Origin of the sequence: Micromonospora sp. PLK6-60 (genome assembly GCF_019890675.1) — a bacterium.
Taxonomy (GTDB): domain Bacteria; phylum Actinomycetota; class Actinomycetes; order Mycobacteriales; family Micromonosporaceae; genus Micromonospora.
On sequence record NZ_JAIOAA010000002.1, the window covers coordinates 510,068 to 524,210 of the forward strand.

Annotated in this window: 12 protein-coding genes, 5 tRNA genes and 1 pseudogene; 9 read left to right on the forward strand and 9 right to left on the reverse strand. The window is 74.4% G+C overall.

The window, feature by feature from the left end; all coding sequences use genetic code 11:
- Positions 1 to 68: 68 nt before the first annotated feature.
- Together K7640_RS05310 and K7640_RS05315 are read right to left on the reverse strand one after the other, a co-directional pair.
- Positions 69 to 1,264, reverse strand: a pseudogene (locus tag K7640_RS05310) (cytochrome P450); the annotation flags it as partial.
- Positions 1,236 to 1,904: a methyltransferase gene (locus K7640_RS05315; RefSeq protein ID WP_222953547.1), complete on the reverse strand. Its 669-nt coding sequence runs from the start codon at positions 1,902 to 1,904 to the stop codon at positions 1,236 to 1,238. The gene K7640_RS05315 and the pseudogene K7640_RS05310, both read right to left, overlap by 29 nt.
- Before the next feature lie 120 nt (positions 1,905 to 2,024).
- On the opposite strand from K7640_RS05315, the gene K7640_RS05320 reads away from it, so the two are divergent.
- Together K7640_RS05320 and K7640_RS05325 are read left to right on the forward strand one after the other, a co-directional pair.
- Entirely contained in the window at positions 2,025 to 2,996 is a 972-nt protein-coding gene (locus K7640_RS05320; protein WP_222953548.1) for a PT domain-containing protein, read from the forward strand.
- 82 nt (positions 2,997 to 3,078) lie between these two features.
- Entirely contained in the window at positions 3,079 to 4,287 is a 1,209-nt protein-coding gene (locus K7640_RS05325) for an alkane 1-monooxygenase (RefSeq protein ID WP_222953549.1), read from the forward strand.
- 7 nt (positions 4,288 to 4,294) lie between these two features.
- Here the strand turns inward: K7640_RS05325 and K7640_RS05330 are convergent, their stop codons facing one another.
- Both K7640_RS05330 and K7640_RS05335 read right to left on the reverse strand, forming a co-directional pair.
- Positions 4,295 to 4,870, reverse strand: coding sequence for a TIGR03086 family metal-binding protein (locus K7640_RS05330; protein WP_222953550.1), 576 nt, complete (start codon positions 4,868 to 4,870; stop codon positions 4,295 to 4,297).
- 75 nt (positions 4,871 to 4,945) lie between these two features.
- On the reverse strand, positions 4,946 to 5,548 hold the full coding sequence (locus K7640_RS05335) for a TetR/AcrR family transcriptional regulator (RefSeq protein WP_222953551.1): 603 nt from the start codon (positions 5,546 to 5,548) through the stop codon (positions 4,946 to 4,948).
- 223 nt (positions 5,549 to 5,771) lie between these two features.
- Between K7640_RS05335 and K7640_RS05340 the strand changes: the two genes are divergently transcribed.
- From K7640_RS05340 to K7640_RS05350, 3 genes are all read left to right on the forward strand, one after another.
- Positions 5,772 to 5,844, forward strand: a tRNA-Gly gene (locus K7640_RS05340).
- A gap of 35 nt (positions 5,845 to 5,879) precedes the next feature.
- Positions 5,880 to 5,950, forward strand: a tRNA-Cys gene (locus K7640_RS05345).
- A 12-nt stretch (positions 5,951 to 5,962) separates the two neighbouring features.
- Positions 5,963 to 6,037, forward strand: a tRNA-Val gene (locus tag K7640_RS05350).
- A gap of 284 nt (positions 6,038 to 6,321) precedes the next feature.
- On the opposite strand, the gene K7640_RS05355 is transcribed toward K7640_RS05350, so the two are convergent.
- The gene (locus tag K7640_RS05355; RefSeq protein ID WP_222953552.1) at positions 6,322 to 6,585 is read right to left on the reverse strand and encodes a DUF6458 family protein; all 264 of its coding nucleotides are present in this window, start codon (positions 6,583 to 6,585) and stop codon (positions 6,322 to 6,324) included.
- Between the two features lie 159 nt (positions 6,586 to 6,744).
- On the opposite strand from K7640_RS05355, the gene K7640_RS05360 reads away from it, so the two are divergent.
- Both K7640_RS05360 and K7640_RS05365 read left to right on the forward strand, forming a co-directional pair.
- A tRNA-Gly gene (locus tag K7640_RS05360) sits at positions 6,745 to 6,817 on the forward strand.
- A 13-nt stretch (positions 6,818 to 6,830) separates the two neighbouring features.
- Positions 6,831 to 6,905, forward strand: a tRNA-Val gene (locus K7640_RS05365).
- A gap of 172 nt (positions 6,906 to 7,077) precedes the next feature.
- On the opposite strand, the gene K7640_RS05370 is transcribed toward K7640_RS05365, so the two are convergent.
- Positions 7,078 to 7,629 (reverse strand): hypothetical protein, encoded by a 552-nt coding sequence (locus K7640_RS05370; RefSeq protein ID WP_222953553.1) that lies wholly within the window; start codon positions 7,627 to 7,629, stop codon positions 7,078 to 7,080.
- Between the two features lie 755 nt (positions 7,630 to 8,384).
- Here K7640_RS05370 and K7640_RS05375 point away from each other — a divergent pair.
- A complete protein-coding gene (locus tag K7640_RS05375) occupies positions 8,385 to 9,374 on the forward strand; it encodes a reductase (RefSeq protein ID WP_222953554.1) in 990 nt (329 codons plus the stop codon).
- A gap of 3 nt (positions 9,375 to 9,377) precedes the next feature.
- Here K7640_RS05375 and K7640_RS05380 read toward each other — a convergent pair whose 3' ends face one another.
- Positions 9,378 to 10,352 carry a nitroreductase family protein gene (locus tag K7640_RS05380; RefSeq protein WP_222953737.1) on the reverse strand — a complete coding sequence of 325 codons (975 nt, stop codon included), beginning with the start codon at positions 10,350 to 10,352 and terminating at the stop codon, positions 9,378 to 9,380.
- A gap of 212 nt (positions 10,353 to 10,564) precedes the next feature.
- Here K7640_RS05380 and K7640_RS05385 point away from each other — a divergent pair, with 212 nt between their 5' ends.
- Positions 10,565 to 11,203 (forward strand): response regulator transcription factor, encoded by a 639-nt coding sequence (locus tag K7640_RS05385; RefSeq protein ID WP_222953555.1) that lies wholly within the window; start codon positions 10,565 to 10,567, stop codon positions 11,201 to 11,203.
- Between the two features lie 12 nt (positions 11,204 to 11,215).
- Here the strand turns inward: K7640_RS05385 and K7640_RS05390 are convergent, their stop codons facing one another.
- Together K7640_RS05390 and K7640_RS05395 are read right to left on the reverse strand one after the other, a co-directional pair.
- Positions 11,216 to 12,886 carry a GAF domain-containing sensor histidine kinase gene (locus K7640_RS05390; RefSeq protein ID WP_222953738.1) on the reverse strand — a complete coding sequence of 557 codons (1,671 nt, stop codon included), beginning with the start codon at positions 12,884 to 12,886 and terminating at the stop codon, positions 11,216 to 11,218.
- Between the two features lie 99 nt (positions 12,887 to 12,985).
- Positions 12,986 to 14,077: a nitroreductase family protein gene (locus K7640_RS05395; protein ID WP_222953556.1), complete on the reverse strand. Its 1,092-nt coding sequence runs from the start codon at positions 14,075 to 14,077 to the stop codon at positions 12,986 to 12,988.
- Positions 14,078 to 14,143: the final 66 nt, after the last annotated feature.

Here is a 14,143-nt window from a genome sequence, read left to right on the forward strand (position 1 = left end):
CCGGCCCCTGTCGCCTCGACCGGCTCGGCCCCTGCCGCCTCGACCGGCTTGGCCGTGACCGCCGCCGCGCGCTGGATCACGAAGGCGTCCGGCATCCGGAAGGTGAGGTTGTCCGGGCACCACGGCGGGCGAAGCACCGTCACCCCGTCCAGCAGCGGCGCGGCCTCCGCGACCACCACCGCCGCCTCCAGCCGGGCCAGTTGCGCCCCGACGCAGCGGTGCGCGCCCGCGCCGAAGGCGAGGTGCCGGCGCGACCCGCGCTGCCCGGGGCGGAACTCGGCGGGCGCCGGCACCACGGCCGGGTCGCGGCCGGCGCGGGCCAGCCAGAGTACGACGCTGCGGCCCGCCGGGACCGCCGTGCCGCCGAGCGTGGTGTCCACCGCGGCCACCCGCCGCCAGGTGACGATCGGCGGTTCCAGCCGCAGCCCCTCCTCGACCACGTCGGCGACGTCGACGGTGCCGGCGCGCAGCCCGGCGCGGACCGCCGGCTCGGCGGTGAGCCGGTGCAGCAGCAGGGTGAGGAACTGCGAGGTGGTCTCCTGCCCGGCCACCAGCAGGAAGAACAGCGCGCCGACCACCACGTCGGGGGAGTGCCCGGCGGACCGCAGCCGGGCGGCCAGCCCGCCACCGGTGGCGGCGAAGTCGCGCAGCACGGTGTGGAAGCGGCCCACCTGCGCGGCGAGGGCGAGCTGACGGTCGGCGTCCAGCGGCGCCCAGAACAGTTCCAGCGCCGCCCGGGCGAAGTCCTTCACCGCGCCGACCGGCGCGTCGGGCAGCTCCACCAGCCGGGCCAGCACCAGCAGCGGCAGGTCGGCGGCGAGGTCGGCGTACAGGTCGGCCGGCTCGCCGGCGTCGAGCGCGGCGGTGAGCCCGGCCACCCGCCGCCGGACCAGGCCGGTCAGCCACGGTCGCTGCGCGGCCACCCGGTCCGGGTGCAGCGCGTCGGCGACGATCGCGCGGATCTCCGGGTGACTGGCCCCGGAGTTGTTGGCCAGGGTGGGCGGAAGCCGGAACCGGTGCCCGGCGAGCACCCGCAACGCGGCGACCGGCAGCGGGGTCACCGCGTCGAGCGCGTTGTCCGGGCGGAAGGTCACCGGGTCGGCCAGCACCTGCCGGACCAGCGCGTGCCGGGTCACCACCAGATGGGGTACGCCGAGGTGGTCGGCGACCGTGGCCACGTCCGGCCACGGCCGGTCGACGGTCTCCTCCCAGCCCCGGAACAGCACGGCGTAACGCTAGCGGGCGGCCCCGGGCAGGGCGGGATTCAGCTCCCAGACGGTGGTGTGCTTCACCCGTACGCTCTCCAGCGCCTCCGGCACCGGCACGTCGTAGCCGGCCAGCCGGCGGAACCGGTCCCGGGGCAGGAACGCCCGGTCCGGGTCGCCGACCAGCACCCGGGCGCCGGCCCGGGCGACCCGCAGCAGGAAGCGCAGCATCCGCTTCGCCATCGCCTCGCTGTAGAACGCGTCGCCGACGAGCACCACCTCGGCGTCACCGGCGTCGCCGTCGAGGATGTCGCCCAGCTCGGCGTCGACGCGTACCCCGTTGACCTCGGCGTTGAGCGCGACGGCCGCGACGGCCCGCTCGTCGACCTCGACCGCGCGGACCGCGGCGGCGCCGGCCCGGGCGGCGGCGATGGCCACCAGGCCGGAGCCGGCGGCCAGGTCGAGCACCCGGCGGCCGGCGACCACCTCGGGATGGTCGGTGACGTAGCGGGCCAGGCCCTGCCCGCCGGCCCAGGCGAAGGCCCAGAACGGCGGCGGCTGGGCGCTGTGGAACTCGCCCTCGGTCAGCTCCCAGAGCCCGATCGGCTCGTCGGCCTGGTGCAGGCGGACCTCGGGGACGAACGGCACCGGGGCCAGTCGGGCGTGCAGCCGGACGAAGGCCGCGGAGATGTCGGACACCCGGTGATTGTCCCCGGCGGCGGTCCCGGGCGTGTCGCGGGGCGGCGGTGACCGGTTCACCACCCACCGTGAGATCGGCCCCCGGAGTTGGCGGACCGTGCGAACACACCCGTCTACCCGGTGGCCGGGACCGCCCATAGCGTCTTCGGTGCGGACGACCGACGGGAGGACGAGGCGGTGGTGCGGGTGCGGCGGTATGCGCTGCGGGTGGGTCTGGTGCTGGCCGGGGTGCTGGTCGCGGGCCTTGGTGGGGCGCTGCCCGCCGGGGCCGCGCCGGGCTTCGCCACCGAGCTGAGCGGGTTGCCGGACGAGTTCACCGCCGGCGACCGGGTGCAGACCGTCGCCGCGGTGGTGTCCCGCACCGGCCGGGGCGGCGGCTGCCTGAAGGTCCGATGGTCGCTGGTGCTCAGCGTGAACGGCATCCGGCTGGACCAGGTGAAGCTGGACCGGGTGGAGGACGACGGCTCCTTCCCGGTGGACGTCCGCACCGAGGGGGACACCGCCCGGTTGACCGACCGCCGGCTCGACCCGGGCACGCTCTGTCCGGACCGGACGGTGACCGCCCGCTACCGGGTGGCGTTCGCCGAGGACGTCGGGCGGGGGCGGATCAGCCTGGCCGCCGAGGCGTACGACGAGGGTCTGCGGTTGCTGGCCCGGCAGACGGCGACCCGCAACGTGGTCGGCGCGGGCGCGGCGGTGCAGCCGGCCCCGCCCACGGTGGAGCCGACGGTCGAACCCGCGGAGCCGACGGTCGAGCCCACGGCGGAGCCGGAGGCGGCGCCGACCGTCGAGCCGACGGACGACAGCGCGACGGCCGGTGCGCCGGTCGCCCAGGCACCGCCGCCGGGGGCGGAGCCGGGCCGCCGGGTGGCGGAGTCGGGCGGGTTCGGCGTGGTGCAGGCGGCCTTCCTCCTCGGTGGCCTGCTGCTCTTCCTCGGGGTCGGCCTGCTGCTGCGGCTGCGGCACCTGACACGGACGGACCGGGCGGCCCGGGAGTGGGCGGAGTCCGGCACGGCCCGGGGGTGGGAGTCGCCCGGACGGCCCTGGGAACGGGCCCCGGCGACCCGGCCCTGGCGGACCGCCCGCCGCTGATCTCTTTACAAAAAATAGCCTCTTGTAAATCGCCGGGGTCGCTGCCACAGTCGGGGGCAGCACCTCGGACAGGAGGCTGGCGATGGCCACCGACGCTGAGCTGACCCGCCCATCCGCCGCCTGGCGGGATCCCCGCCGGCCACTGTGGCCGCTGGCCCTGCTGGTCCCGGCGTTGCCCTTCCTCGCCTGGTCGGCCTGGCGGGCCGGCGGCGGCGCCTGGGCCTGGTGGCTCACCCCCGCGGTGGTCTTCGGACTGATCCCGGCGGTCGACCTGCTGATCGGCGACGACCGGCGCAACCCGCCGGAGGAGGCGGTGCCCCGGCTGGCCGCCGACGGCTACTACCGCTGGCTGACCTACCTCTACCTGCCCGCCCAGTACGCGGCGCTGGTGCTGTGCTGCGCGATCTGGGCCCGGGGCGGGCTGTCCTGGCCGGCCGCCGCCGGCCTGGTCGCCACCGTCGGCGTGGTCAACGGCATCGCCATCAACACCGCGCACGAGCTGGGCCACAAGCGGGAGACCCTGGAACGGTGGCTGTCCAAGATCGCTCTCGCGCCCACCGGGTACGGCCACTTCTTCGTCGAGCACAACCGGGGCCACCACACCCGGGTCGCCACCCCGCAGGACCCGGCCAGCTCCCGGCTGGGCGAGAGCTTCTGGGCGTTCTGGCCGCGTACCGTCCTGGGCAGCCTGCGGTCGGCCTGGCGGCTGGAGACCGCCCGGTTCCGGCTGCGCGGGCGCAGCCCGTGGACCTGGCGCAACGACGTCCTCAACGCCTGGGCGATGACCCTTGCGCTCTACGCGCTGCTGGTGGCCGCGTACGGCCCCGGCGTGCTGGCCTTCCTGCTGCCGCAGGCGGTGGTCGGCTTCTCGCTGCTGGAGGTCGTCAACTACCTCGAGCACTACGGGCTGGCCCGCCGGCGCACCCCCGCCGGCCGGTACGAGAAGGTCGACCCCCGGCACAGCTGGAACAGCGACCGCACGGTCACCAACGTCTTCCTCTTCCAGCTCCAGCGGCACAGCGACCACCACGCCAACCCGCTGCGGCGCTACCAGACCCTGCGCAGCTTCGACGCCTCGCCGCAACTGCCCGCCGGCTACGCCACCATGGTGGTGGCCGCGCTGGTGCCGCCGCTCTGGCGGCGGGTGATGGACCACCGGGTCCTCGCCCACTACGGCGGCGAGCTGAACCTCGCCAACGTCCACCCGCCGGCCCGGGCCCGGCTGCGCGGGCGACCGCCCCGGTCCCACGGCGAGCCCGACGCCGGCCGGCCGGCGTCGACCGCCCGCTGACCGGCCGTCACGGCGCCCAGTCCGGGTCGCGGCCGAAGGCGGCGATCAGCCGGTCCTGCTCGTCCGCGTCGGCCGGCACGCTCCGGCCGGGATGCGTCAGCTCACCCCGCCGGTACTGCTCGGCCCGGCCGGCGAACCACCGCGCGCACTCCCGGACCGCGTCGGCGTCGAGCGCCGGATCGGCGCCGATCGCCACCGCCAGGTCCCACCCGTGTACGAGGTGCTCCGCCACCAGTTGGCGCAGGTACTCGTCCACCGGGGTGTCCCCGGCGGAGAGGTGCACGACGCCACCCGAGGCGCCCGGATTGGTGGCCGCCACCTCCGCCTGCGCCGCCGCCTCCCGGGCGGTGCCGACCGGGTCGTCGCCGAGCACGTCACCGGCGTACCGGTCGCCGACCTCGTCGACGGTGCGGCCGGCGAGCAGCGCGACGCTCCACCGGTCCTCGCCCACCACGTGGTTGACAAGCGTCCGGACGTCCCACCCCGGGCACGGGGTCGGGTCCGACCACTGGTCCGGACCGACCTGGTCGACCCGGTCGGTGAACTCGGCCAGGCTGCGGCGATAGGCGTCGAGCAGCTCCATACCGCCGATTGTCGCGGCTGCTCCGGGTGGTCCGGGCGGTTTTGTCCCGGTCCTCGGCCTCGGCTCCCGGCGCGGTCACTCCAGGTCGGCCGGGTCCAGTCCGAGTTCGCGGGCGGCGACCATCCGGATCCAGGAGGCGAACTGCCGCCGGGAGATCACCCGCTCGTGGACCGCCAACTGCACGGCGAGGCCGTCCATCACCGCGCTGATCCGCCAGGCCGCGCCCGCCGGGTCGGCGCACTCGAAGGTGCCGTCGCGGACGCCGGCGGCGATGACCGCCGCCAGCTCCTCCCGCCACCGCAGGTCCAGCCGGCGGGACACCTTCTCCAACTCCGGCGTACGCAGCGACTCCGACCAGCCGTCGATCCACATGGACCAGGAGGTGGGCCGTCCGGCGGGGGTGTAGAGGCGCAGGATCCGGCGCAGCTTGACCAGCGGCGGGGCGGAGGAGCGGATCACCGCGTCCAGCCGGGCCAGATCCTGCTCCACCGCGTAGGCGAACGCCTGGGCGAGCAGCCGGTCCTTGGTGGCGAAGTGGTAGAAGACCAGCGCCTGGCTCACCCCGGCGGCCTCCGCCACGTCGGCGGTGCGGGTGTTGGCCAGGCCGCGTTGCTGGATCACGTCACAGGCCGTGCGCAGCAGGGCATCCAGGCGGATCTCGGCGGCACGTCTCGTCACGCCGGTTACCGTAACCCATCGACCTGACCACGGGCTGTCACCAACCCGCCCGTGCGGCGACGTGGCTTGATCGAACCGCACACCCGGTCCGCCGCCCGGGACGCCCGGCCGCCGGTGACCTCGCGGTTCCGGTTGGCGGACGCGCCGGAGCGCCCCCCGATTTGGCAACCCTTCCTGCCCTGGGCTAAAGTTCTCATCCGTCACCAGATGAACGCGGTGACACGCGGACGTAGCGCAGCTGGTAGCGCATCACCTTGCCAAGGTGAGGGTCGCGGGTTCGAATCCCGTCGTCCGCTCGGAGAATGCCGCCACGCATGACGGGGGCAACCTCGGTGGGGTGGCCGAGAGGCGAGGCAACGGCCTGCAAAGCCGTGTACGCGGGTTCAAATCCCGTCCCCACCTCGGATCAGACGCGGGCGATTGGCGCAGTGGGAGCGCGCTTCCTTGACACGGAAGAGGTCACTGGTTCAAACCCAGTATCGCCCACCAGAAGAGAGGCCGGATCACCGTGATCCGGCCTCTCACCCTTTCCCTGCCCCACCACCGCCCCTGCCCGGCAGCACTTTCGGGGAAACCACCGCCCCTGCCCGGCAGCACTTTCGGGGAAACTGCTGCCTCCCGTGTGCTTGAGGCAGCAGTTTCCCCGAAGTTGTCCAGCCCGGCCGCCCCGAGGGGCGGCATTCTGGGCGGGCGGCGCGGCTGTCGGTCCGGCGCACTGGTGGTTCGGGCGCCTGATGGGTCGGGCCTTGCGCGCCTGGTGGTTTGTCGGGTGGTCAGAGCGGCGGGACGTCGCGACGCTCCTCGACCCGGCGGTACTCGACCGGCTCGGTGGTGGTGACCACCTCGCGCGGCTCGGCGGTGGTGACCACCTCGCGCCGGCGGCCCCACACCAGCGTCGTCATGATGAGGCCGAGTACGCCGGCGGCCATCAGGATCCAGCCGACGACGTCGAGGTTCACCCCGCCGATGCTGGCGTTCAGCGCGAAGGTCAGGATCGCGCCGACCGCGATCAGGAAGATGCTCATGCCGATTCCCACGACAGCCTCCTTCAGTGGATGTGGTGTGCTGTCGCGAGCGTCAGTACCCCATCGGTGACCAGCGCAATCACCGCTGCCCCGAGGCGCGGTGGGGGCCGGACCGGGGACGATCTTGCCATCGGGTACAGTTGTCCCGTCGCCGACGAACGCCGGTGGCACGCGGACGTAGCGCAGCTGGTAGCGCATCACCTTGCCAAGGTGAGGGTCGCGGGTTCGAATCCCGTCGTCCGCTCGCAGCACCTCACGGGCGATTGGCGCAGTGGGAGCGCGCTTCCTTGACACGGAAGAGGTCACTGGTTCAAACCCAGTATCGCCCACCAGAACTCGCGGAACCCGGCTCATCGAGCCGGGTTCTCTCTGTTCCGGCCCCGGTCGGTCCCGCGCCGCCGAGATCTTGGACAGTTCCCGTTCCACCCGAACGGGAACTGTCCAAGATCTGGATACGCCGAAGGCCGGCACCCCGGGTTCGGGGTGCCGGCCTTCGGTTTCGGGTCAGCTGTTCCAGTGCTGGTTGACCAGGTCGGTGGCCTGCTTCTCCCACTGCGCGTACGCGTCGGGGTAGGCGGACACCTGGACGGTCTGGGCGGCCTTGGTCAGGGGCATGTCCTGCCAGCCGTCGACCTGCTTCAGACCCTTCAGGAAGGCCAGGGTGGAGTATTCGGGGTCGGTGATCTGCTCCGGCGTACCCCAACCCGAGCTCGGGCGCTGCTGGAACAGGCCCAGCGAGTCATGGTCATTCTTGTCGCCGAGGTGGCCCAGGTTCTCCAGCTTCGACTCCTGCAGGCTGGTGGCGATCGAGATGACCGCGGCCCGCTCGGGCAGGCCGGCCTTCTTCGTCGCGGCGATGATCGCCTTGGCGTTGGCGGTCTGCTCCGCGTTCAGGGTGATGGTCGACTGGGCGCCCTGCACACTGACCGCGACCGGCTTACCCGCCGTGGCGGCATGCGCCTCGTCGGCGTGAGCGGCGATCGGGCCGGCGAACACACCACCGGCGAAAGCCAGACCAGCAACACCCAGGACGCTCTTACGAATGATCGTGTTCATGGGGGTAGCTCCATTCGGGGGTCGGCACGCAACCCAAAAGGGGGGTTCGGGTCACGGGCAAGCACCACGTCAGGCGCTCAGAAAGTCTTTGGGGGTTCCGGCGGCTCGCGGAAGCACGGGGCCTCTACACGGTGCCGGACCATGTGTAACGACCACCGGCCCACCATCATTCCCCGACCCGGGGCCCCGGCACGGCCAGGTGGCCGGGCCAGGCGATGCGGTCCTACTGCGGTCGTCCGGATGGTGTAACGACCCCCGCCCGCCAGCCATTCCACCGACCGGATGCCCCCGGTCACACCCCCAAACCCGACAACCAGCCCTAAACGCGCCCACTGTCCACCAGCCCGCCCTCTCCTCCGTCTCGATGCCTAGCTCCGTCCGGACGCCGGCCGGCGAGCTTTGGCGGACTGCCGGCAGGCCCGCGGTTCGCGAGACCATCGCGCGCCCCGCCCACCCGGCCCCACCGCGCAACAGCGCCCAACGGTCCGAGCGGCCCATCTGGCACACCGGCTCCATCGGCCACCATCGGGCAAACCGGCTGCATCAGCCACAAACTGTCACATCGGCCCCATCGGCTGCATCGGCCGCGAAACTGGCACACCGGCCCCATCAGGCACACCCCCATCGAGCCCGGCGTTCCCCAGGTCAGGGCAGGTGCGGCAGGGCGAGTCAGGGGGCCGGAGATGACTTCTGCCGGTGGCAGAAGGCGGCCGGTGGAACTTCCGCGCCACCGGCCGGGCCGGCACAGTTGGGCGGTGCGACTTCTGATGCTGGGCGGGACGGGATTCGTCGGCGGGGCCGTGGTGACCGAGGCGGTCCGCCGGGGTTGGCACGTCACGGTGTTCAACCGGGGGCGGCACGGGAGCACGCCGGCCGGCGTACCCCGGCTGCGGGGTGACCGGCTCGCGCCCGGCGGCCTCGCCGCGCTGGCCGGCGGGACCTGGGACCTGGCCGTCGACACCTGGGACGGCGCGCCCCGGGCGGTGCGCGACGCGGCCCGCGCGCTGGCCGGCTCGGTCCGCCACTACGCGTACGTTTCCAGCTGCTCGGTGTACGCCGCGCCGGTGCCCTCGGCGGTGGGTGAGGACGCGCCGGTGGTCGTCGGCGGGGCCGGCGCGGGCGACGGCGACTACCCGGCGAACAAGGCCGGCGGGGAGACGGCGGCGCTGGAGGTCTTCGGCGACCGGGCGTTGCTGGCCCGGGCCGGGCTGATCCTCGGGCCGGGCGAGGACATCGGCCGGCTGCCCTGGTGGTTGCAGCGGATCGCCCGGGGCGGCCCGGTGCTGGCCCCCGGCCCGGCGGAGCTGCCGATCCAGTACGTCGACGTGCGCGACCTGGCCGGCTGGCTGCTGGACCGGGGCGCCGACGGGCGGGGCGGCGCGTACAACCTGGTGGGCCGGGCCGGCGCCGCGACGATGGGAAAGCTGCTCGACGCGTGCGTGGCGGCGACCGGGTCGGCCGCCGAGCTGCGCTGGACCGACCCGGCGCGGCTCCTCGCCGCCGGCGTCGAACCGTGGAACGACCTGCCGATCTGGATCCCCACCGGACACGAGTACCGCTGGATGCAGGAGGTCGACGTCAGCCGGGCGTACGCCGCCGGGCTGGCCTGCCGGCCGCTGGCCGAGACCGTCGGCGACACCTGGCGCTGGCTGCGCCGGGTCGGCACGGTGCCACCACGCGCTGGCCGGCCCGCCCGGGTCGCCGTCGGGCTGGCCGCCGAGCGGGAGGCGGCGCTGATCGGCTGACCGCTAGGCCGGCACCACCGGCAGGTCGAGCACCTCGTCGACACCCCGGCGCGGGGTCGGGCGGCCCGGCTGGCCGTACCCGATCCGCATCACCATCTGCGGCGTGCCGAACCGGCCCAGCGACAGCCGCAGCGCCTCGCGGGCGCCGGGCACCTCGATCGGCTGGGACATCATGGACACGCCCAGCCCGGCGTCGGTGGCGGTCAGCAGCACCCGTTGCAGCGCCTGACCGGCCACCAGCTGATCGGTGGCGGTGTTGCCGGCGGAACCGAGCACCGCCACCAGCGGCTCCGGCTCGAAATCCCGGCCGGGCGCCCGGCTGCGACCGCCGAAGCCACGCGCCGGCAGCAGGTCCTGCGGCTCGACCTGCGGGCCACCGGCGGCGGCCGGCACCCCGTCCGGCGCGGGTCCGGTACGCACCCACTCGGCCAGCTCCGCCCGGTAGCCGGGGTCGCGGTCCAGGACCCGGTGGGCGCTGCGCGCGATCTCCGCGAACGCGTTCACCGCGCTCACCCCGATCAGCAGCTCCAGCCAGCACTGCTCGGCCCGGGCCGCCTCGCCGAGCCGCCACCGCGCGTCCGCCGGCACCGGGTCCGGCCAGAACGGGGCCCGATTGCTGAACCGGCGCGCGACGGCCACGTACAGGCTCTGTTCGGTGGGGGTGGGCCGGCGCGGCAGGTCGGGGACCAGCCGGGCCATCACCTCCGGCTCCGCCGGGTACGGCCGCAGCCGGACCTTGGCCGGCGTGCCGGCCACGGCCAGCGCCAGCCGCAGGTTGAACACCGCCGCCCCGCAGGCGACCCGGGCGCCCCAACCGCTCGGGTCGGTGGCCGGCAGCCGCCGCGCCGGGTCGACGGAGACCTCGATCCCGCCGTCGCGCAGCCGGAACCGCCACGGCTGGCTGTTGTGCAGCGACGGTGCCCGGACGGCGTCGGCCACGGCGGCCCGCAACTGCGTGACGGTGAAGCCGGTGTCCATGGTCATGCTCCTTCCGTGGCAGGTCGGGCCACCCCTGTCCCACTCCCACCGTCCGTCAGCCCGCGCCCGGTCGGGCAGGGCCGGACGTCCCGACCACCCGGGCAGAGTGTTAGGAGGGGGCCCCGCTACTACCGCATGCGTTGACAAGGGGCCCCTCCTTCTCGGGACCTTCGGCCTGTGCGCGGGCGGTCCCGGGCGGGTAGAAACGAGGGATGATCCGGGTGTTCCTGCTCGACGACCACGAGGTCGTCCGTCGTGGCCTTGCCGACCTGCTGACCAGCAGCGGTGACATCGAGGTGGTCGGCGAGTCCGGCTCCGCGCCGGAGGCGGCCCGCCGCATCCCCGCGCTGCGCCCCGACGTGGCGATCCTCGACGCCCGGCTGCCCGACGGCAACGGCATCGACGTCTGCCGGGACATCCGCGCCGTCGACTCATCGATCAAGGGCCTGATCCTCACCTCGTACGAGGACGACGAGGCGCTCTTCGCGGCGATCATGGCCGGCGCGGCGGGCTACGTGCTCAAGCAGATCCGCGGCACCGACCTGGTCGACGCGGTCCGCCGGGTGGCGGCCGGGCAGTCCCTGCTCGACCCGGCGATCACCACCCGGGTGCTGGAGCGCATCCGCAGCGGGGTGGAGCAGCCGCGCGAGCTGAAGAGCCTCACCGAGCAGGAACGGCGGATCCTGGAGTACGTGGCCGAGGGGCTGACCAACCGGGAGATCGCCGGCAAGATGTTCCTGGCCGAGAAGACGGTCAAGAACTACGTCTCCAGCGTGCTGGCCAAGCTGGGCCTGGAGCGGCGTACCCAGGCGGCGGTGCTGGCCACCCGGCTGCTCGGCAAGAACCGCTGACCCCGCCGCGGCTCAGTCCCGCAGCGGGACGCTCCAGCGCAGTTCGGTGCCGTGCGGGATCACCCGGCCGAGCTGGAAGTCCCCGCCCAGGCGCTCGGCCCGCTCGCGCAGGTTGACCAGCCCGCTGCGGGCCGCCGCCGGGTCGCAGCCCACCCCGTCGTCGGTGACCGTGACGGTCACCCAGCCGGCGTCGACCCGGATCGTCACCCCGACCCGGTCGGCGCGGGCGTGCCGGACCGCGTTGGACAGCGCCTCGCGCAGCACGGCGGTCAGCTCGGGGCGCAGCGTGTCGGGCACGGCACTGTCGATCGGCCCGACCAGCTCCAGCTCCGGCCGGTAGCCCAGCGACTCGGTGGCGGCCTCGATCGCCTCGCGGATCTCGGTACGCAGCGCGGCGCTCATCGGAGTACGCAGCTCGAAGATGGTGCGGCGGATGTCGCGGATGGTGGCGTCCAGGTCGTCCACCGCCGCGTTTATCCGCTTGGCCACCTCGGGTCGGGCGTTCATCGCCCCGCTCTGCAGTTGCAGGCCGGTGGCGAAGAGCCGCTGGATCACCACGTCGTGCAGGTCCCGGGCGATCCGCTCGCGGTCCTCCAGCACCACCAGCAGCTCGCGTTCCTCCTGGCCGCGGGCGCGTTCCATGGCCAGCGCCGCCTGGCCGGCGAAGCTGCCCAGCAGCGCCACGTCGTCGTCGGCGGTCCCGCCCCGGTCCGGCCGGTGCGCGATGACCAGCACCCCGTGCAGGGTGTCGGCGGCGGCGAGCGGGGAGACCACCGCCGGCCCGGCGACCACCGGCACGGGCCACGGCGCGGCCTCGGCCAGGTTTTCCACCAGCTCGTGCCGGCGTTCGGTGACCGAACCGGCGAAGGTGGTCTCGCCCGCCGGCAGCAGCGCGCCGACCAGCTCCGAGGTGCCTGTGTCGGCGCCGTCGACCACCTCGACGGTGAACTGCCCGGCCTCCTCGTCGTAGAGCAGCACCAGCGCCAGCTCCGCCTCGGCGACCTCCCGCGCCCGGCGGGCCACCAGGGCCAGCGCGTCGGTGCGGCGCACCTCACCCAGCAGCACCGAGGTGATCTCGGCGGTGGCGGCCAGCCAGCGTTCCCGGCGGTGGGCCAGCGCGTAGAGGCGGGCGTTCTCGATCGCCACGCCGGCCGCGGCGGCCAGCGCCACCACGATCTCCTCGTCGTCCTCGGTGAACTCCGCCGCGCCCTGCTTCTCGGCCAGGTAGAGGTTGCCGAAGACCTGGTCGCGGATGCGCACCGGGACGCCCAGGAAGCTGTGCATCGGCGGGTGGTGCGGCGGGAAGCCGTACGACTGGGGGTGCTGGGTGATGTCCGGCATCCGGACCGGGCGCGGGTCGTCGATGAGCAGGCCGAGCACCCCGCGCCCGTGCGGCAGCTCGCCGATCCGGGCGTGCAGCTCCGGGCTGATGCCGTGGATGATGAAGTCGTGCAGCAGGCGGTCCGGGCCGATCACCCCGAGCGCACCGTACCGGGCGCCGACCAGCTCGCAGGCCGACTGCACGATCCGCTGGAGCGTGCTGCGCAGGTCGAGGTCGGAGCCGATGCCGACCACCGCGTCGAGCAGGGCGCGCAGCCGCTCCCGGCTGGTCACCACCTCACCGACCCGGTCCAGCATCTCCTGGAGCAGCTCGTCGAGGCGGACCCGGGACAGCGGGCTCAGGCCCAGCGAGGGGGCCGCCGGGGACTCGGGCCGGGGGTTCGGTGCGCTGCTGGCCACGGAGGCGATGCTAGCGCCCGCCGGCCGTCCGGCACGAGCCCGTCACGGCCGCCCGTCGCCGACCGCGGAGGTGTCGACCACCTGCTCGGTGGGCAGCCGCGGGGTGTGCGCCGGGCCGGCGTGCGCCGGGTCCGCGATCCCCAGCCGCAGCACCAGGTACGGGAAGCCCATCCCGGAGAGCACGCCGCGCAGCGTCTGCCGGGTGCCCTCGACCTCCACCACGCCCGACAGCGGCACCAGGGACACCCCGAGTCGGGTGGCGGTCAGCCAGGCGGCGGAGAGCGCCTCGCCGGCCCGCAGCCAGCTGTCCGGCTCGTCCTCGTCGCCGTAGAGCAGCGCGTACACGGCGGCCCGGTCGTGGCCCGGGCCGATCGGCAGGGTGCCCGCCCGGCCGAAGTCCCGGCCCGGCACGGTGGTCTGCGGGGGCTGCTCGGGCAGCACCTCCGGCGGCAGGCCGGTGCCGGTGCCGGTGCGGCTCGTCCAGTAGGCCAGCTCCTCCCGTAGCTGCGGGTCCTCCGCCTCGACCGAGCCGGCGTGGCCGGCCGCCGCGGCCAGCTCCATCACCTGGTCGGAGTCGAGGACCTGCAACCGGGCGCCCTCGGCGGTGGCGGCCCGGGTGATCTCGCCGAGCGCGGCGGTCGGGATCTGCTCGTCGCTGACCGGCCGGCGGTCGGTGTGCCGGACCTGCATGCACTGCACCAGGTGCATGGCCTGCGGGTCGGCGCCGGCGTGCCGCATGCTGGTCAGCCGGGCCAGCAGCTCCGGGTCGTCGGCGTCGGGCAGCCGTTCCACCACCGGCACCCAGCCCTCGGCGGCCAGCGCCACCCGCGCGTGGTGCAGCGCGGCGCCGCAGCTGAGCGCCAGCAGCCGCCCCTCCGGGTCGGTGGCGGCCAGCTGCCGGTCGCGGACCATCCGCAGCTCCAGCGCGTCGGGCAGCACCCGCCAACGCCACGGCTGGGTGTTGTGCACCGAGGGGGCGTAGCCGGCCGTCGCGGCGGCCTCCGCCAGCGCGGTGGTCAGCGGGCGGTCCGTAGCCGGCGTCTCGTGGCTCATCGTCACGACCTTTCCGTGTTCGTCCCCATCGTGCCCCACCGGGTGCCGCGCCGGGCGGGGTTGCGTCCCATCCTCTGGCATGCCCGGTCCGGGCGCACCGTACGCACGCCCCGGTCCACCGGGTCCTTCGGCCCGGCGGAATGCCCC